Here is a 17,988-nt window from a genome sequence, read left to right on the forward strand (position 1 = left end):
GCGGGGCCTGTCAGCTATCTGACAGGCCCCGCTCTTTTTATGATTTTATCACACCGGATTAATCGATCCAGCGGAACTTGTACTCCAGTTGTGGTGACTTCATACGCTCAGCTACTCTACGCAGACGATCTGGCAGGGCAGTAAGGTAATCACGAGCACGCTCGCCGGCGTCATTCAGGCCAGAAACTGTTTCAAGCTTCCACTCTTTCACGAGGTCTTTCAGAATATCAGTATAGTCAAGCGCTGTGTATACGTTGATACGCTGTGCGGCATCGGTAAAGTGTCCGAAGGTCTTGCCCATGTCCACACCCAGCTCACGCATGTAGTGCGCAGGCATTACTATTTTCTTGCGCATCATGTCTTCGAAGGCCAGCATCATCTCGTTCGGATCAGCCTCAAATATCTTACCCACAAAAGCCTTGTACGCTTTGGCGTGACGGGCCTCGTCAGAGGCTACATAGCCGCAAAGCTTTGCCAGCATGCCATCGCCCTGTTTCTTGGCAATCTGGGCTACGCGGCGGTGCGACAGGTTGGTAGCTGTTTCCTGGAATGAGGTATAGACAAAAGCACGGTAAGGATCATTATCTGTCTGAAGGTCAAAACCATCGGCGATCAGGTACTGCGTGGAGGCCTCCATTTCACGCATGTTGATGCGACCGGTCAGGTACAGGTACTTATTCAGCAGGTCACCGTGACGGTTTTCTTCGGCAGTCCAGGCGCGGTTCCACTTCATCCAGGGACTCTCCTCACTGCTTGGCATATCCTTGATAGACATTAGCCAGCTTTCGTAAGTCGGGAGTGCTTCCTCCGTAATGGTATCTCCTACCAGCACGGCCAGCAGGTCATAACTCAGGTCACGGGCACGCTCCTGCAGGTTTTTAATTTCTTCAAAGAAATTTTCCATACGGGCGTCAGGCAGCAAATCAGCGGGCTGCCAGCTGTCTTCAACAGACTTCAGAAACTCTGTCATCTTTTCCTGGACAAAGTCTTCCATCCATTTCATGACTTCTACACGGGAGGCAATGGCTGTAATCATGGTGTTGTTTTAGGCGATTGAATTTCAAATATAGGCATTTATACTAAAATAGTAATCCGCAGCGTCATATTAAGTTCATGCACTGCTAAAAAGGAATTCGGGCTCGGAAGCATGTTTAGACTTCAACCTACCAGTTCTTTGATCGCAAAAACCACAAAACACGCTTGGGATAATTAGTACTTACGTAGAAATGCAAAACGGTTTTCATTTTCACCCCCAATATGTAGTAAGTCCCTGACAGGGTGCAATTTTAGCGGTTTAAAAGTTTCTGATACAGCGCTCTGATGAAGCGAAGGTCTACTTTAAGTTTGCTAAGGAAATGAATGGTACGGTAAACCGGTCCTAGTCCGGCGTGCTGCCGCAGCAGATCCAAAAACTGTTCCGTCTGCCGGTAGTGACCGGTCAGGTAAGCATGGCGTGCCTCGTACTGCAGGCGGCGGCTCAGGGCCTGACGCTCTTCAGGACTTTGCACCAGTTTGGCCGCTTTCTCGCAGACAAGCACTGTGGAGTTCAGCTGCCTGTCACCCGGCTTATACAATTGCTTCGAAAGCGAATGGGCATGCACGCGGCGCCTGGTTGTGATGGCACCCAGAAAGAAGTACTTGTACCTGCGGGAAGAGCGCACCCAGAAGTCAAAGTCCTCATAGGCCAGCGCTTCGTCATAGCCCTGCAGGTCCTCAAACACCTGCCGCTTCATCATCATGGTTGGCGGACAGATAAAGTAGCGGCTCAGCAGGTGCTGAAAGATGTCGCCGGACGGAGCAAAGGAAATTACCTCACCAGCCTTGTTGCGCTGGCAGTGAAACTTAACATGCCGGCCATCATCATCAATATATTCCGCATCGGAGTACACCACACCGTAAGTATTATCCAGCTTTTCGAATGCCGCTACCTGCTGTGCTACCCGGTCAGGCAGTAGCACATCGTCGGTGGCAAAGTCGATGATGTAGTCGCCTTTGGAGGCCTGCCAGGCCATGTTGAAGGCTCTCGTGTTGCCCTGATTTGTGCCGGTGCTCATGAAGGTGAGCTGCGGATATTTCCGGACGTATTCCTGAATGATGGCCACACTGTTGTCGGTGCTGCAATCATCCATGATGATGATCTCCAGGTTGTGGTAGGTCTGGGCCAGCACCGAATCCAGCGCCTCGGCAATGAAGCGCTCGTGGTTGTAGCACAGGCAAATGACCGATACCAGCGGAAGTGCAGTAGCATCAGCCATGGCGCTCAAAGAAAGTTTGGATGCAAGTAATCACCGCCTCCTGCTCGTCTTCCGTCATACCCGGAAAAAGCGGCAGACTCAGGCTTGTTTCCGCCAGTTCTTCAGCTACCGGAAAGCTTCCTTTGCTATACCTCAGCCAGGTATAGGCCTCCTGCAAATGTACGGGGACAGGGTAATGTATGGCCGTCTGTATACCTTCCTCAGACAGGTATAGCTGCAAAGCATCGCGCTGCCTGGTGTGAATGTTGAAGATGTGGTAAACGTGCGTACAGCCCGGCGCTGTGACAGGCAGCACCAGGTCGCCTATACCTTGCAAGGCCGTCAGGTATACCTGCGCCAGTCGTTGGCGCTCGTTGTTCAGTGCACCGAGGTGTTGCAGCTTGGTGCGCAGCACGGCCGCCTGCATTGTGTCGAGGCGGGAATTGATGCCTACGATTTGGTTGTGGTATTTCTGTTGCTGTCCGTAGTTGCGGTACATGCGGGCATAGGCTGCCAGCTCAGGATCGGAAGTAACTACTGCTCCCCCGTCACCCAGCGCTCCCAGGTTTTTGGTGGGGTAAAAGCTGGTGGCGCTGACACGGCCGAAGCTACCGACCGGACGGTCTTTGTAGCTGGCGCCCTGTGCCTGGGCAAAGTCTTCGATCAGGACCAGGTGGTGGTGTTGAGCTAACTCCACAAACCCCGTCATCTCACAGGCTTGCCCATACAGGTGCACAGGTATAATGGCTTTGGTGCGGGGCGTTATGTGAGTAGCGGCTTCTGCGGCAGTCAGGTTGCAGGTATAGCGATTTGGGTCGGCCAGCACAGGTATAGCCCCGGCTTGCACCACGGCATTCACAGTCGCGATAAAGGTGTTAGCCGGCACGATCACCTCGTCGCCTGCGCCTATACCTGCCGCTTTCAGGGCCACTACCAAGGCATCATAGCCATTGCCTACTCCAATCGCCACCCCTGCCTGCACATAAGTCGCAAGTTCTCTTTCAAAATGCTCCACCGCTTCGCCCAAAATGTACTGCTGACTGCGCAAGGCACCCAGCAGCGCCTCCTCCACCTGCTGGTTTATACCTGCGGGGTAGTCACGGAAAGCGAAGTATGGGACCTGGATTGCAGACATAGGTATAGACTTTTACAGGGCCAGGTGTGAAGCCAGTCGCTTAAACGTAGTGTAATCGCGGATGTAATCGGAATCCTCGAAATCGGTGGAGGTCAGGCAGACCGCTATAGTGCCTGGGCTGAAGTGCAGGTCGGTCCAGCACATGGCCGGCAGGTATAGCCCCATAGCCGGATTGTCCAGCACGAAGGTCTGCTTGTTGCGACCATTGTCCGTTTCCACGGTAATACTTCCTGTCACGGCTACCAGCACCTCTTCGGTGGCTTTGTTGGCATGCTGCCCGCGCAGCACACCTGCCGGGGTACCGTAAGTCCAGAACACCCGCTTGATCTCAAAAGGGATGTTTTGCGCCAGCTGTGTAGAGGCGATAAAGCCTATTTCTTGGCTACCGGTTTCGGTAAAGTGGATCAGGTATGGCGTGGCAGACAAATGGAAAAATTTAGTACAGCCACAAATTAAAACATTTTCGGTTAATGTGCCTATAAAAGGGGCGCGGCTTGGCGCTTGCTGACGCTTCTGTTACTTTTGCAAATCAGGTCCTGTTGCTGGCCCTTGATACTATACCTATGCTATACCTGATCCTGAGTGTGCTGTCGGGCGTGTCGCTCGTGTTTATATTCAAGCTTTACCAGCGCTTCAATGTACATACTTTTCAGGCCATCGTTGTCAATTACGTCGTCTGTATCCTGGTTGGGCTCGCCTTTCCGGGAGGCACTGATGTGTTGCAGGCAGGTGTATTTCAGAAGCCCTGGGCGCTGCATGCGCTGGTGCTTGGTGCTGTCTTTATCGGAGCCTTCTACCTGATTGCGCTCTCCACCCAAAAAGTAGGCGTAACCGCGACCTCCGTGGCAGCTAAGATCTCGCTGGTCATTCCGGTGCTGTTTAGCCTGCTGGTGCTGCAAAATAGCGTGAAGGAATATTCGGTGATCAACTATGTGGGCATGGGGCTGGCGCTGGTGGCTATTGTGCTTTCCTCGGTGCGCCCCGGCTCCGAGGGCGGGAAACCCACTGCTCGATTGCTCAGCTTCGCGCTGCCGTTCATCATTTTTCTGAGCAGTGGCTTTGCAGATTCGCTGATCAACTACGTGAACGAGTATCACCTTCAGGCCCACGAAGCCAGCCAGTTTACGATGCTGACCTTCACGGCCTCCGCTGTACTCGGTTTGGTGGTACTGCTCTACCAGCTCGTCACTGGCAGCACTACTTTTAGGGCGAAGAGCATCTGGGCAGGTATAGCCCTGGGTGTACCCAACTATTTCTCTATCTTTTTCCTGATTATGGCTCTCTCGGCCTTTGGCAACGACGGCGCTTTCCTCTACCCTGTCAATAACATGGGTATCATCATGGCGGGGGCACTAGGAGCCGTGCTGATATTCGGGGAGCGGCTCAGCGCCATCAACCTCGTCGGTCTGGCACTGGCTGTACTGGCCCTGGTGCTGCTTTCGTATCAGGAGATAGCCGCCAATCTGTTTTAACACTATGGAAGATACCTACCGCACCATCGAAGCCCCCTCAGAGGGCCTCTATAAAGAGAAAGGCAGCAAGTTTATCGCCTTGGCTTACCCCGTATACTCTGAGGAGGAAGTAAAAGAGATTCTAACCGACCTGCGCAAACAATACTACGACGCCCGCCACCACTGTTACGCCTACAGCCTGGGCGCCGACAAAAGCCGTTACCGCGCCAACGACGACGGCGAGCCCAATCACTCTGCCGGCGACCCCATCCTGGGCCAGATCCGCTCCTTCGACCTGAGCAATGTGCTGGTGGTGGTAGTGCGCTACTTCGGAGGCACCAAGCTTGGCGTTAGCGGCCTGATCAACGCCTACAAAACCTCCACCGCCGAAGCCCTTAGCAACGCCACGATCATCGAAAAACACGAGACGACCCTGCTGCAGGTACACTTCGCCTACCCCCAGATGAACGACGTGATGAGCCTGGTAAAGGAGTACGAGCTCGGCGTAAAAGACCAGCAGTTCGAACTCGACTGCCGCATGACGCTGGAGGTACGCAGGAAGCTGCAGGAAGAGGTGAGCGGAAAGTTGGAAGGTATAGACGGGGTTACTGTAGAGGTAGTGGAGTAGCAGAGCAAAACCTAATTTTTATTACCTTGTACAGCTGCAGCACACCCTAACAACCCTATGGCTAAGAAAAAACGTCACCGTTCCCGACACAAAATCCTTGACCGTAAGCTCGGTATCAGCCCAGGCTCCCTCTTTATACCTTTTGAAGCGCATGCCCCGCGCTATTTCCTGATGTCGTTTAACGAGCAAATGTTCAAGGAGCAGGAGCTGGTTTCGTACGCCGAACTGGTGCAGCAGGTGAAGTCGCAACCTGAGGCTACACACTGGATCGACATCCGGGGCTATGCCGACCTGACTATGCTTGAACTGCTTAAGCAGGATTTCGGCATCCACTCGCTGCAGATGGAGGACGTGATCAATGACTACCAGCGCCCGAAGGTAGACGAGCTCGACGACCGCCTTTTCATCATCACCCGCATGCTGCGCTGGAAGGAGGAGCACCATACCCTGGAAGACGTGCAGCTTTCTGTTTTCTCGGGACCTAACTATGTGCTCACCCTGCAGAGCGACTACGAAGACTGCCTGGACCCGCTCCGCGAACGCATCCGGGTTGGCAAAGGTATCATCCGGCAACGACCACCGATGTATGTGGTGTATGCTATCCTGGACGTGGTGCTTGATTACTACTTCCCGGTGATGGGAGCTATCGGCGCTTACATTGAGGAACTGGAGCAGAAGATCCTGGACAAGCCTTCGAAGCAAACCCTACGGGAGATCCTCGATCTGAAAAACGAGCTGATCAAGCTGCGCCGTATCGCCTGGCCGGAGCGCGACAAAATGAACGAACTACTGCGAATGGACGAGGATATTATACCTGACAACCTGAAGGTATACTTCCGCGACGCCTACGACCACACCATCCAGCTGATCGACCTGATCGACAGCCATAAGGAAATGTCGACGAGCTTGGTAGAGCTGTACATGTCTACCGTGAGCAACCGCATGAATGAGATCATGAAAGTGCTCACCATCATCTCAAGTATCTTTATCCCGCTGAGCTTTATTGCCGGAGTATATGGTATGAATTTCTCGCGCGAAGACCCTGAAACCGGCGAGGTGTTCCAGTTGAGCATGCCCGAGCTATACCAGCCCTACAGCTACCCGATCCTGGTGGTGCTGATGACCACGCTAGTGCTGGTACAGCTATACCTGTTTTATAAGAAAGGCTGGTTTAAAAGCTTCTAGTTAGGCAATTTAAAATTGAGTTTCTGCAATTCGTTGCGGAACACTTTGTACACAGAATAGTTATTGCCCACCTCGTTATAGTGGATGCTTACGCCCTGGTTGCTTTCCAGCGATCTTCCCCCTATCAGGCGGGCATCCGGGCCGTACAGGTAGGTCTTCTGCGGGCCGCTTTCGGTGATGGCGTATACCTGATTGCCGCCCCCGAAGTTGAAGTACTGCACAATTTTGGGGGTTGAGGTCACATAGCGTTTCTCGAACAGCTCCTCCAGGTCCTGATCAAAAGCTGCTACTTTTCCCTGGTCCTGGCGCACGATAATGTAGGAACGGCCACTGGCATCGGGCACGAGGTCAAACATGGCACTCTTGCTTGGGCGCGGCAGTTGTTCCCGTTTCACCACCTGACCCTGCAGGTTGAATTCCACCACTTCTCCGTAACGTGTAACCACCGTCACCAAGGAGCGGCGCAGGTCGGCACCTGCCCGTATCACGCCTTCCGAAGTGATCGGCACCCGCAAACTGAAGGGGAAGCCCGGGTAGGTTTCACCATTGGTGTTGAGGGCGTACACGTAGCCGTTTTCGAGCAGGACCAGGATAACGTCGCGACCTCCTACCCGCACGTGCTGCGGGGTGGCGGCCAGGCGGTAGTCCATGCGGCGGGGCTGCCAGCCAGGTATAGCGTTACCACGTGTGTCGAACATGTACAGGTTGCCCAGGGCATCATCCACCAAAAAGCGGTAGTCACGGTTTTTCTCGAAATCGAACACGGCCAGGCGCTGCAGGCGCAAGGTATCGCCTACGTTAAAAGGGAAGTGCTCCAGGTTACGTCCCAGGTTGTCGATGGCTTGTATGCGGTTGGCAGTCGCGAACACGTAGCGCAGTCGCTTGTCGTTGCCGAGCTCGACTTGTTGCAGGCTGCCTCGCACCTGGGTTTGTAATGAATCGGTCCAGCCGCGACTGCCGGTGGAGGTAATGTTGTGCAACACATGCAGGGAGTCCTGCACCACTACTTCGCGGCTGCGGTCTACTGCATTCTGGATGGGGTATGGCGGTGATATGAGGCGACTTGCAAATGGGATGGTCAGTTCTTCTTCAAAGCCTTCCTGTCCGCCATCGGTATTACGCTCCTGCCTCCTGAACAGCACACTGGTATAGTACTGGTTTTCGGCGCGGGCAAACTGCACACTCACCTGGTTGAAGCGCCTGATCAGGCTGGAGTTCTGCAGCAGATCCTCGCGGTTCTCCTCCTGCACATAGCGGTTCAGGATATACCAGGCATTCACGGTGTTCAGGTATAGGCTGAAATTACCCTCCTGCAGCGTTTCCTCCAGAAAAGACTTTTGCGCCACCGAGCGTCCCCATACCTCTCCCGCATTGATATCGTCTATGAGCGCACGGAGGCTGGCGATATCCGGTGAGAAGATCATGTAATTGTCGAGCTGCAGCACGTAGCTCTGTTCAAAGCCGGAGAACAGGCTGCCAAAGAGGCGGGCAGGCAGTTCTTCCAGGTCCAGCAATTGCAAGGTATGGTTGCCGTATTGCTCGGTATAGATCCTCTCATTTTGGGCTTTGCTTAGCTGTTCTGCCAAGGCCTGAAGGCGCCCCCCGGTTTTACCACTGCTTTCCATGCGGGCAATGACCATCTTGTCGGGGCTCGTGTTCATGTTGTATGACTCCATGTAGGCCAGGGCAATCTCCTGATTAAAGGACCGGGCCAGGCTGTCGATGGCGGGGCTGTACGCATCCTTGGGGGCTTTGCCATCGCGCAGACGCGCCACCTCCCCTACCCCGAAGTGCATCAGCATGGCCGTTCGCGTCGGCAACAGCAGCTTGATCTCGAGCGGACGTGGCTTGGAGGGATGCAGCTGCGCCTGAAAAGAGCCTTCGAGTGTTTCGGGGTTTGAGAAACCGTTCAGGAAAAGCTTGTTCCGGTCGAGCTTGAGCTCCAGCATGGCATTGCGGCAAAAGCTGCTCAGGTAGCGCACCTGCGGCATCAGGTCTTCCTGCACAAAGAGCCCCAGCAGGTCAGGCAGGGCGCGGTAGTTTACAAATACGTTGGCATACACGTCGGCCTGGCTCAGGTAGTTTACCTTCTTGTAGTCCGTGGCGATGGAAGTCAGCTTTCCCCGGTTGATACGGCGCACGATCTCCTCCACCAGCACAGGCGAGGCACTCAGAATGATGTTGTTGTGATAAGAAAAGTAGGTGAAGCTGGTGCCCAACTGCGTGTTGGTCACGTCGGTCAGGAGCATGCCCTGGTATTCGCGGCTCTGCTCCGTAAATGTCGGGCTTTTGACAATGTTTTCGGTGAGTGTGCGCAGAAAGCGGTGCTCCCCCACCGACACTACCGGTATGTAGTACACAAACTCCACTTCCGTTTTACCCAGCACATGGATAGAGGTCAGGATGCTCTTCTTGTCCAGGAAGCGGCCAAGGCGCTGGTTGCCGGGGGCCACACTGTCGAGCATGGCCATGTTCTCCTGAAAGCGCTGGGCTACCGGGAGCACCGAGAAACTTTCCCAGAGTGCGGTCTCCTCCAGGTGCTCTCTCAGTTCGCTGTGATTGTTTGTCTCCACCACAAATGCCGCTGTCTCAGGCACCAGCGTCCAGAGGTCCACCTTCAGTCGGGAGTCCTGCCACCTGCTAAAGCCATAATAGACCAGAGAGGCCAGCACTACAAATGAGATGAAGTAAAAGACAATGCGTTGCGGCATAGCGAAGGTGTATGAGGCTACAAATTAACCGAAAAAATTAGAAATCACCCGAGTCAAACTGCTACAGTGCTATTCCTTACATAAAACATCCAGATTTATCCAACTTTGGGCCACGGCAGGTATACCCGGTCAGCAGCGCATGCGTATATATGGGCCAACACATCACAGCCATCTATGTATCGCATTCTTATACCTGTTGATTTTTCGGAGGGCTCTACCAAAGCCTGCCACTATGCACTGCAGCTTGCCGCCGGCGTGCCTGGGGCTAAGCTCCTGCTGCTGCACTGCTTCCAGGATTACCTGGCTGATGGTGATCCCGTAACTGCAAGCGCCGCTGGTCTCAGCCCATCTGATCAAATTGCAGAACGCGTATTGCACCGCAATGAACTGGAGGCACAGGATCAGCTTGACGAACTGTACCGGGAGCTGCTCCCGAAAGCACGCAGCCTGGGCAACAACCTGCACATGGAGCGGGCTTTTATACACGGCCTTCCGGAGGAAGAAATACTGGAACAGGCAGAGCGTTTCCGGCCTGCACTGGTTGTGATGAGCACGAAAGGGGAGTCCAGCATAGGCCGTGCTGTATTCGGCACGGTGTCCACCAAGGTAATGGAGGAAACCAACGTACCCATCCTGACAGTGCCCAGCCACTATGAGGGCGCTATACCTAGTCGCATCCTCTACGCCACGAACTTCGGCAAGACAGATGTTACCGACATAGACCGCATCCGGCAGTTGTTCAGCCACCTGCAGCCCATGATTTACTGCGTGCACATTTCAGACGATCCGGAAGAAGACCGCGAAAAGCTGTTGCAACTGCAGCAAAACCTGCAACAAGCCCCTGAAAGCGACATCCGCTATGCCCTGCTCGAAGGCGACGACGTAGCACAATCCCTGCAGGACTTTGCCCGTAGCGAAAGCATCGACCTGCTTGCCCTCACCACACAGGAGCGCAGTACCTTTGAGTCGCTGTTTAACCCCAGTCTGGCCAAAAAGATGGTGCTGCATGCGCCCATGCCTGTGCTGGTATTCCACAGCAGGGTTTAGACTATACCCTGGTCACGGGTTGCGCAAGCAATTGCTGCAAGGCCTGGTAGTAGCGATCCAAAGCGCCTTCGCTGGTGCTAAGGAAGAGGAAAGGCTCGATCAGCTCAAGTTCCATCAGCACGAGTTCGCCGTTCAGCTCCACTCCGTCAACGCGGGCGTACAGGCAGTCTTGTGCAAACTGCTCCACGATGGTGGTGGCAGTTTGCAGCATACCTGGCGGGGGCGTTGGCGTATGTACGCTGCCACCGAAGAAGTGCTGTACCCGGAAGTCGCCTGATTTTGCTGTTTTGAGCACGGCATGGCTATACCTGCCGTTAAAGAAAAGGAAGGACCACTCACCCTTTGTTCTGATCTCCTCGAGGAAGGGCTGTGCCAGGAATGGCTCATGCTGCAACAGGACATTGATACGCTCTGTGTACGCGCCAACCTCTTCTCTGCTAATGGCCAGGGTGTTTTTGGCGGCACCGCTCACCCGCGGCTTCACAATGATTTTTTCACGCCCGATCGCAGTGAAGACGCTGTCTGCATCGAAGGTACTACCCTGCTCCAACCACACGGTAGGCACAATCTTAACACCTTGCGCCTGCATATCTTTAATGTACTGTTTGTCTGCGTTCCATCGCAGTGTCCTCACAGGGTTGAGTACCGGGCAGCCCATTGCTTCGAGCTTGTCAAGCCAGGTATAGAAGGCGTTTATTTTATCGAAGTAATCCCAGGGTGATTTGATGATAATGGCGTCGAAAGCGGCCCAGTCCACCTGCTCATCATCCCATACCTGAAAAGAAATTTCATGGCCTTTTTCGGCTAAAAAACGGTACAGACGCTCATCTTCGCTATCGGCATTAGTTGTATAATCGCCCAAGCTCTGACAAGTGACCAAAGCTATTTGTTGTAATGACATAAATAATGATATTTGCGCAAAATTATACTTTCTAGCCCGCAGAAGCTACAGAATAAATTTCCTTTTAGTGAAAACTTTAAGAACGTCAGTTCTCGTATGTAAAGTATAATTTGCTTGCCCGCTTTTTAATCTACACCATGTTACATCTTATCAGCCTCAGCCTACGACACAGGTACAGCCTCTCTGTACGCCTGCTGGTCCTGCTGTTGCTGATCACCACCACGGCCGGCGCCTGCAGCACGGAAGGCACGCACGACGAGCACACAGACGATCCGCAGGAGCGTAACCGGCAGCACATGGAGCCCGACACCATGCTGGCCAAACGCTCAACAGGCGGACCTCCGGCTACGATAGATTTTTTGGGCAACCCTTTTCTGTCGGACTACCGCCAGAGCAAGAAACTGGACGCTTACTTTGCCCGCATCAGCACTGACTTCACACTCGATGCCGACCCGGTGGAGAACATACACCGCCCGGCCATTACGGACACGATCTATACCATCCGCTTTGGCGAATCGGTGATCGAACTCTACGCCCCTACTCAAACCGGTGACCTGCTGCTGCAGGTAGCCGACATCCGCAATGCGGGTATTTCCCTGCGCAACAACATGAAGATAGGTATGAGCCAGCCGGAGCTGATGACCAAGCTCAAAAACTTCGACGTGCGCATTCTGCAGACCAATTCCGAAATTGTGGCTACTTCGGTAGAGGGCGCTCCTATCTCGCTGCGCTTCTTCCTGAAAAACGGCAAAGTGAACCGGATCAGGTATGAGGGCTATGTTGATTAACATCAAACCAGCCAAGGTATAAGTAATTCAGAAATCCTACCTTTGCAGCTGAACCAAAGGTATACCTCATGCGCATCGTCATCCAACGCGTTACCCAAGCTTCCGTAACCATCGACAATCAGGTAAAAGGCGAAATTGGCCTTGGTCTGCTGCTGCTGGCCGGTTTCACCAACGACGATACCGAAGAAGATCTGAAATGGATTGCCAACAAGGTGGTGCAGCTTCGCATCTTCAGCGACGCTGATGACAAAATGAATCTGAGTGTGCAGGATGTGCAGGGCGATTTGCTCGTGATCAGCCAGTTTACGCTCTATGCGCTCACCAAAAAAGGCAACCGCCCCTCTTACATCCAGGCAGCTCCTCCTGCCGTAGCTATACCTCTGTACGAGCGATTTGTAGCGCTGCTTGAAGAAGCCATGGGCAAAAAGGTACAGACCGGTGAGTTTGGTGCTGACATGAAAGTGGCCCTGCTCAACGACGGCCCTGTTACGATCACCATCGACTCTAAAAACCGGGAATAATTTAAATCTACAGAGAACGCATTATGACCATCGCAGAAGCCCAAACCATCGTTGATAACTGGATCAAGGAAAACGGTGTTCGCTATTTTAACGAATTGACGAATATGGCCATCCTCACCGAGGAAGTAGGCGAAGTGGCCCGCATCATGTCACGGCAATACGGCGAGCAGTCGTTCAAGAAAAGCGATGAAGGCAAGCAGCTCTCCGATGAATTGGCTGACGTGCTTTTTGTGCTCATCTGCATTGCCAACCAGACAGGCATCGACCTCACCGAAGCCCTCCGCAAAAACCTGGAAAAGAAAACCTCCCGCGACAGCGAAAGGCACAAGCAGAACGAGAAACTGAAGTAAGTTTAGGAGTTTAAGAAGGAAGAGTTAAGAGTGATGCTTAAAATAGAACAGGGCCGGTCTTGAAAGACCGGCCCTGTTCTATTCAGTGGTTATTATTAATACTAGGCCTGCCTGTTAAAAGCGAATAAACCCTTTCTTCTGAGATTTCCTAGACTCTCAAACTCCTAAACTCTCAAACTCTTAAACTCCTTTAGGTTTACCAACCTGTCCCCTTTCCAGACAGGCAGCACGTTGTAAGTGTCGTGCTGGAGGCAGAACTCGATGTCTTTGTGGATCTCGAGGTTTTCGAGGCGGCGCACATGGGAGGACTGACGCAGGAACGTGACCATATCATCTTTGGCGGCATGGTACAGGTATAGCGAAGCCAGTGTGGCGTCGTTCTCAAACTCAAACTCACCCTGTAGGCGCTCAGCCAGTGCGCCGGCGTACAGCGTGTCTTCGAGGTTGAACTTGCCTTTCCAGCCAGCGCAAACCACGAGCACATCCAGTTGCAGTTCGCGCAGGTGCTGCGCCACAGCCTCCAGGTTCAGGAAAGCCCCAACAATGATTTCCTGCGCTGCTTCTGACATGCGGATGGCACGGGTGCCGTTCGTAGTCGTAATGGCCACGGTTCGGTCCTTTACCTGCCCGTTCATGTAGGCAAAAGGTGAGTTACCCAGGTCGAAGCCTTCCGCCTTGATGCCATTCCGCTCAGCTGCCGTCAAGCAGCCTTGTTCAGCGTAGGTACGGCACTCCTCGAGTTGCATCACAGGTATAATATCAGTGGCGCCATGTGCAAATGCTGTCACCATCGTAGAGGTAGCACGCAGAATATCCACGGCCACCACTGCCTTTCCCTCCAGTTCGTACAAGTGCAACAGCTCCGGGCTGTAGCACACATCTATACTCGGCATTGTTGAATTGTTATTTCTTTACAAACGGCAGCTTCACGATCTGGCCTTTCATGTCTTTGTTGCGCACACGAACAAATACCTCTGTGCCTGGCTTGCTGTACTCGGTCTGCACGTAACCCATGCCAATGCCTTTGCCCAATGATGGGGACATGGTGCCAGAGGTTACCTCACCGATCTGCTCGCCCTCTGCGTTCACGATCTCGTAATGTGCTCTAGGTATAGCTTTTTCCAGCATCTCAAAGCCTACCAGCTTTTTGCTTACGCCAGCAGCTTTCTGCTCTTTCAGGTTTTCTGAATTTACAAATTCCTTATCGAACTTGGTGATCCAGCCCAGACCAGCCTCCAATGGCGAAGTGCTGTCGTTGATGTCATTGCCGTAGAGGCAGAAGCCCATCTCCAGGCGCAACGTATCGCGGGCACCCAGACCAATCGGCTTGATGCCCTGCTCCTTACCCGCTTCCATGATCGCATGGAACACCTTCTCGGCATCCTCATTCTTCACGTAAATCTCAAATCCGCCGGAGCCAGTATAGCCTGTGGCGGAGAGTATAACATCGGGCACACCGGCAAACTCCCCCTTCTCAAAGGTATAGTATACCATGCTGCCCAGGTCCACTGAAGTAAGCGATTGCAGTGCGTCTACTGTCTTGGGTCCCTGCACGGCAAACAGCGACATCTCATCTGAAATGTTCTGCAGCTCCGCGCCTTTGGTGTTGTACTTGTTCACCCAGGCCCAGTCCTTTTCGATGTTAGAGGCGTTCACCACCAGCATGTACTCGTTCTCGGCCATGCAGTACACCAGCAGGTCGTCCACGATGCCACCATCTTCGTTCGGGAAGCAGGAGTACTGGATCTTGCCAGGCGTCAGTTTAGAAGCGTCGTTTGAAGTGATGCGCTGGATCAGATCTAGGGCCTCAGGGCCTTTTACCAGGAATTCGCCCATGTGCGACACGTCGAATATACCTACGGCATTGCGCACGGTGTTGTGCTCTTCCAGATCAGACGAGTAGCGCACCGGCATGTTATACCCTGCAAAAGGCACCATCTTCGCACCAAGCGACTCGTGCACATCATTCAAAGCTATTTTCTTCAGTTCCATATCAGGTTTGTTTGCTAATAAAGTGGATGCTCAAAATTAAGTAAAATAAAACCGCTTCCGAAATTTTATGTAGGAACAGGATTTATATAGCCTAAAAGCTATTTTTTGGAAAACCCGTATGTCACTAATTGCCTGCAATCGTTTTTCCACGCCCTTATGTGCATAACCTTGTCCGATCCGGCACGTAAACCAAGCCGTCACTTTTTTAGCCAAAAGGAACATGCCATTTACTTCTTATTTCACCTTTGCACACAGAACAAGTGTGCCTGAACTTTATCTGCCTGCACCAAGCCTGACCACCCGTTTTGCCTGGCGCTCTATTATGCTTCGCTCCATTTTTACTAATTTAGCAGGATATCATCTGTCAAACCAAAAGCTCATTCTGGCGCTAATCAGATAATATTCCATGAAGCTATCAACCAAGCTGTTTATCGGGTTTGTCCTGATATCACTGCTTTTCACCACTGTTGCCATCGTAAACTTCAGGTTGTCCGAGGATGTGATCGAAAACATGCGCTGGGTAACACGCTCTCAGATCGTGGTCCGAAACTCTGCTTCGCTGCAGCGCAACATCATCGACATGGAATCGGGTTTGCGCGGCTACCTGCTCAACGGAAACGAAGTATTCCTGGAGCCTTATCACGAAGCCAAAAGGCTGCTGACCAGGCTTCGGGAAGATGTCCGGAATTATACCGCCTCTGAGAGCCAGAAGCAGAAATTAGATAAAATCATCAGGACGCATGATGACTGGATAACACAATATGCGGAGCCGCTTATCGAGATGAAGAGAAGCGATACGCTGGAGGTCTCTACAAGGGCCTTCGACATGAAACTCGATACGCTGGTGCTGGGTGAAAAAGTACTGATGGACACCATCCGGAGTGACTTCCGCGTGTTCAACTCCCATGAGTATACTTTACGTGGGGAAAGAAATGACCGGCTGAACGCAAGTATCAATACTACAAGGCAAGTATCCACCGTTCTTACCATATTATCGGTGTTACTGGGTCTCGGTTGGGCGTGGTACATTACCCGGATCATCTCTAACCGTATCATGAAAATGGTAACACTGGCCGAGAAGATATCAAGAGGAGATTACCAGACCCAGATCATAGATACTTCCAAGGACGAACTTAGCCAACTGTCTCACTCCCTGAACAGGATGTCAACCACGATTGACGAGACCTTTTCGGAGCTTGATCGCAAGAACAAAGAGCTGGACCAGTTTGCTTATGTGGTATCGCATGACCTGAAGGCGCCATTGCGAGGCATAGAGGTAGCCTCGCGGTGGGTGGAAGAAGACATGGGGCAGAACCTGCCAGATAACATTAAAGAGTACCTGCTGATGATGCGTGTGCGGGTACACCGCATGGAAAACCTGATCAACGGCATATTGGCACTTGCCCGCGTTGACCGGAATAGCTATGTACAGGAAGTGGTGGATGTCCGGCAGCTCTTAACGGAGGTTACAGATATGGCTTCAGCACCCAATGGGTTCACCATTAACATAGGTCCCGAAATGCCGGAAATATATACAGAGCGGGTGCATTTGCATCAGGTTTTTCTTAACCTGATCTCCAATGCGATCAAGTACCATGACCGGGAGGACGGACGTATCGACATTACTTGTCAGGAGTCGGAAAATTTTTATACCTTCTCGGTTTCAGACGACGGCCCGGGTATAGCCCCAGAGTATCACGAGCGCATTTTTGTGATCTTCCAGACACTGCAGGAGCGTGACGCGGTTGAAAGTACAGGTGTGGGACTGGCTATTGTAAAGAAGATCGTTGAGCGCCACGGGGGGAACATCTGGGTGGCCTCCAGCCCCGGCCAAGGGGCTACCTTCAGTTTTACCTGGCCTAAAAACCAGGTATAATTGAAAGATTTATATTAATTTTGATCATTGAATTTCGACAAGCGCTATGATAAATAAAGAAGTTAATATCCTTTTAGTAGAAGATGACTACCTGGATATTATGAATGTGGAACGTGAACTTAAAAAAATAGGCATTACGCACCCGATCCATGTGGCTCGCAATGGCCGTGAGGCGCTTGATATGCTGCGTGGAAGTGGTGTGCCCAAAATATCGCCCGCCCCTAGCGTGATTCTGCTCGATATCAACATGCCCCGCATGAATGGTCTGGAGTTCTTGACCGAGCTGCGCCGTGAGCCGGAATTCAGCCACATCCCAGTGTTCATCATGACCACTTCGAACGAAGAAACGGATCGTATGGCAGCCCAGAAACTGAATGTATCAGGCTACATCGTTAAACCTATGAGCTTTGACAACTTTGAAACCAGCCCGTCATCGCTCGATAACTTCACCTTGTTCCTCGACCTGATCAGGCTTAAATAGGCCCTATTACTCTTCTTTCGGAAACAGCAGCAATTGCTCTTCTGACAGCAACCTAAAGGATAGCCGATGGTACTGCGTAGCTCCAAACTGCGCAATACTGTTACGGTGCTCCTTCGTCGGGTAGCCTGCATTGCGCTCCCAGCCATACTGGCTGTGCTCCTTTGCCAGTGCGCACATCAGCTCGTCGCGGTGTGTTTTGGCCAGCACTGAGGCTGCTGCTATAGACAGATATTTCCCATCCCCCTTTACCACACAGGTATGGTGCAGTGCACCGTATGCCTTAAACCTGTTACCGTCCACAATAAGGTACTCCGGCTCCGGCACCAGCCCTTCGATAGCACGGTGCATGGCCAGGTATGTGGCTTGTAGAATGTTGATCTGGTCAATCTCAATAGGACTTGCCTCACCAATGGCCCAGGCTACCGCATCACGCACGATGTCGACTCGCAGCTGCAGCCTCTGCTTGTGGCTGAGCTGCTTTGAATCGTTCAGCAGGGTATGGCTATAGTCTGGTGGCAGTATAACAGCAGCGGCCACCACAGGGCCTGCCAAACAGCCGCGGCCGGCCTCGTCTATACCGGCCTCCAAGGTATAGCCACTGTAATTAGGTAAAAGCGCCATAGCATCAAGAGAAATCTGAATGACAAAAATAAAACAAAAAGCCCTGCCAGCTTGCGCTGACAGGGCT

At 52.6% G+C, this 17,988-nt stretch carries 18 protein-coding genes; 9 read left to right on the top strand and 9 right to left on the bottom strand.

Features of this window, described 5'->3' with window-relative positions; all coding sequences use genetic code 11:
• Positions 1–58: 58 nt before the first annotated feature.
• The 4 genes from AC5FXQ_RS14700 to AC5FXQ_RS14715 form a co-directional block, all read right to left on the bottom strand.
• Positions 59–1,036: an acyl-ACP desaturase gene (locus tag AC5FXQ_RS14700; protein WP_493603181.1), complete on the bottom strand. Its 978-nt coding sequence runs from the start codon at positions 1,034–1,036 to the stop codon at positions 59–61.
• A 250-nt stretch (positions 1,037–1,286) separates the two neighbouring features.
• On the bottom strand, positions 1,287–2,255 hold the full coding sequence (locus AC5FXQ_RS14705) for a glycosyltransferase family 2 protein (RefSeq protein ID WP_493603182.1): 969 nt from the start codon (positions 2,253–2,255) through the stop codon (positions 1,287–1,289).
• Complete coding sequence (locus AC5FXQ_RS14710; protein WP_493603183.1) at positions 2,248–3,369, bottom strand: DegT/DnrJ/EryC1/StrS family aminotransferase; 1,122 nt, start codon at positions 3,367–3,369, stop codon at positions 2,248–2,250. Before AC5FXQ_RS14710 ends, AC5FXQ_RS14705 begins: the two co-directional genes overlap by 8 nt.
• 12 nt (positions 3,370–3,381) lie before the next feature.
• Complete coding sequence (locus AC5FXQ_RS14715; protein ID WP_493603184.1) at positions 3,382–3,795, bottom strand: sugar 3,4-ketoisomerase; 414 nt, start codon at positions 3,793–3,795, stop codon at positions 3,382–3,384.
• 68 nt (positions 3,796–3,863) lie between these two features.
• On the opposite strand from AC5FXQ_RS14715, the gene AC5FXQ_RS14720 reads away from it, so the two are divergent.
• The 3 genes from AC5FXQ_RS14720 to corA are packed head-to-tail and all read left to right on the top strand — an operon-like array spanning position 3,864 to position 6,633.
• The gene (locus AC5FXQ_RS14720) at positions 3,864–4,841 is read left to right on the top strand and encodes a hypothetical protein (RefSeq protein WP_493603185.1); all 978 of its coding nucleotides are present in this window, start codon (positions 3,864–3,866) and stop codon (positions 4,839–4,841) included.
• Positions 4,842–4,845: 4 nt separating this feature from the next.
• Positions 4,846–5,448 carry an IMPACT family protein gene (locus AC5FXQ_RS14725; RefSeq protein ID WP_493603186.1) on the top strand — a complete coding sequence of 201 codons (603 nt, stop codon included), beginning with the start codon at positions 4,846–4,848 and terminating at the stop codon, positions 5,446–5,448.
• A 57-nt stretch (positions 5,449–5,505) separates the two neighbouring features.
• A complete protein-coding gene (gene corA / locus AC5FXQ_RS14730; protein ID WP_493603187.1) occupies positions 5,506–6,633 on the top strand; it encodes a magnesium/cobalt transporter CorA in 1,128 nt (375 codons plus the stop codon).
• On the opposite strand, the gene AC5FXQ_RS14735 is transcribed toward corA, so the two are convergent.
• The gene (locus tag AC5FXQ_RS14735) at positions 6,630–9,344 is read right to left on the bottom strand and encodes a hypothetical protein (protein WP_493603188.1); all 2,715 of its coding nucleotides are present in this window, start codon (positions 9,342–9,344) and stop codon (positions 6,630–6,632) included. The genes corA and AC5FXQ_RS14735 overlap by 4 nt on opposite strands.
• Positions 9,345–9,518: 174 nt before the next feature.
• Between AC5FXQ_RS14735 and AC5FXQ_RS14740 the strand changes: the two genes are divergently transcribed.
• Positions 9,519–10,391, top strand: a complete 873-nt coding sequence (locus AC5FXQ_RS14740) for a universal stress protein (protein ID WP_493603189.1) — start codon at positions 9,519–9,521, stop codon at positions 10,389–10,391.
• A gap of 1 nt (position 10,392) precedes the next feature.
• Here AC5FXQ_RS14740 and AC5FXQ_RS14745 read toward each other — a convergent pair whose 3' ends face one another.
• Entirely contained in the window at positions 10,393–11,292 is a 900-nt protein-coding gene (locus tag AC5FXQ_RS14745; RefSeq protein ID WP_493603190.1) for an ATP-grasp domain-containing protein, read from the bottom strand.
• 137 nt (positions 11,293–11,429) lie between these two features.
• Here AC5FXQ_RS14745 and AC5FXQ_RS14750 point away from each other — a divergent pair, with 137 nt between their 5' ends.
• From AC5FXQ_RS14750 to AC5FXQ_RS14760, 3 genes are all read left to right on the top strand, one after another.
• Complete coding sequence (locus tag AC5FXQ_RS14750; protein ID WP_493603191.1) at positions 11,430–12,080, top strand: hypothetical protein; 651 nt, start codon at positions 11,430–11,432, stop codon at positions 12,078–12,080.
• Between the two features lie 68 nt (positions 12,081–12,148).
• Entirely contained in the window at positions 12,149–12,601 is a 453-nt protein-coding gene (gene dtd, locus AC5FXQ_RS14755; RefSeq protein ID WP_493603192.1) for a D-aminoacyl-tRNA deacylase, read from the top strand.
• A 23-nt stretch (positions 12,602–12,624) separates the two neighbouring features.
• Complete coding sequence (locus tag AC5FXQ_RS14760) at positions 12,625–12,951, top strand: nucleotide pyrophosphohydrolase (protein WP_007657023.1); 327 nt, start codon at positions 12,625–12,627, stop codon at positions 12,949–12,951.
• A 164-nt stretch (positions 12,952–13,115) separates the two neighbouring features.
• Here the strand turns inward: AC5FXQ_RS14760 and AC5FXQ_RS14765 are convergent, their stop codons facing one another.
• Together AC5FXQ_RS14765 and gcvT are read right to left on the bottom strand one after the other, a co-directional pair.
• Positions 13,116–13,844 (bottom strand): 2-phosphosulfolactate phosphatase, encoded by a 729-nt coding sequence (locus AC5FXQ_RS14765; RefSeq protein WP_493603193.1) that lies wholly within the window; start codon positions 13,842–13,844, stop codon positions 13,116–13,118.
• A gap of 10 nt (positions 13,845–13,854) precedes the next feature.
• Positions 13,855–14,943: a glycine cleavage system aminomethyltransferase GcvT gene (gcvT, locus tag AC5FXQ_RS14770; RefSeq protein WP_493603194.1), complete on the bottom strand. Its 1,089-nt coding sequence runs from the start codon at positions 14,941–14,943 to the stop codon at positions 13,855–13,857.
• A 406-nt stretch (positions 14,944–15,349) separates the two neighbouring features.
• Here gcvT and AC5FXQ_RS14775 point away from each other — a divergent pair, with 406 nt between their 5' ends.
• Together AC5FXQ_RS14775 and AC5FXQ_RS14780 are read left to right on the top strand one after the other, a co-directional pair.
• Positions 15,350–16,819 (top strand): sensor histidine kinase, encoded by a 1,470-nt coding sequence (locus tag AC5FXQ_RS14775; RefSeq protein WP_493603195.1) that lies wholly within the window; start codon positions 15,350–15,352, stop codon positions 16,817–16,819.
• A 46-nt stretch (positions 16,820–16,865) separates the two neighbouring features.
• Positions 16,866–17,300 carry a response regulator gene (locus AC5FXQ_RS14780; protein WP_493603196.1) on the top strand — a complete coding sequence of 145 codons (435 nt, stop codon included), beginning with the start codon at positions 16,866–16,868 and terminating at the stop codon, positions 17,298–17,300.
• Positions 17,301–17,306: 6 nt separating this feature from the next.
• Here the strand turns inward: AC5FXQ_RS14780 and rnhB are convergent, their stop codons facing one another.
• Complete coding sequence (gene rnhB, locus AC5FXQ_RS14785) at positions 17,307–17,921, bottom strand: ribonuclease HII (RefSeq protein WP_493603197.1); 615 nt, start codon at positions 17,919–17,921, stop codon at positions 17,307–17,309.
• Positions 17,922–17,988 lie beyond the last annotated feature (67 nt).

It is taken from the genome of Pontibacter sp. LHS1 (assembly GCF_058932855.1).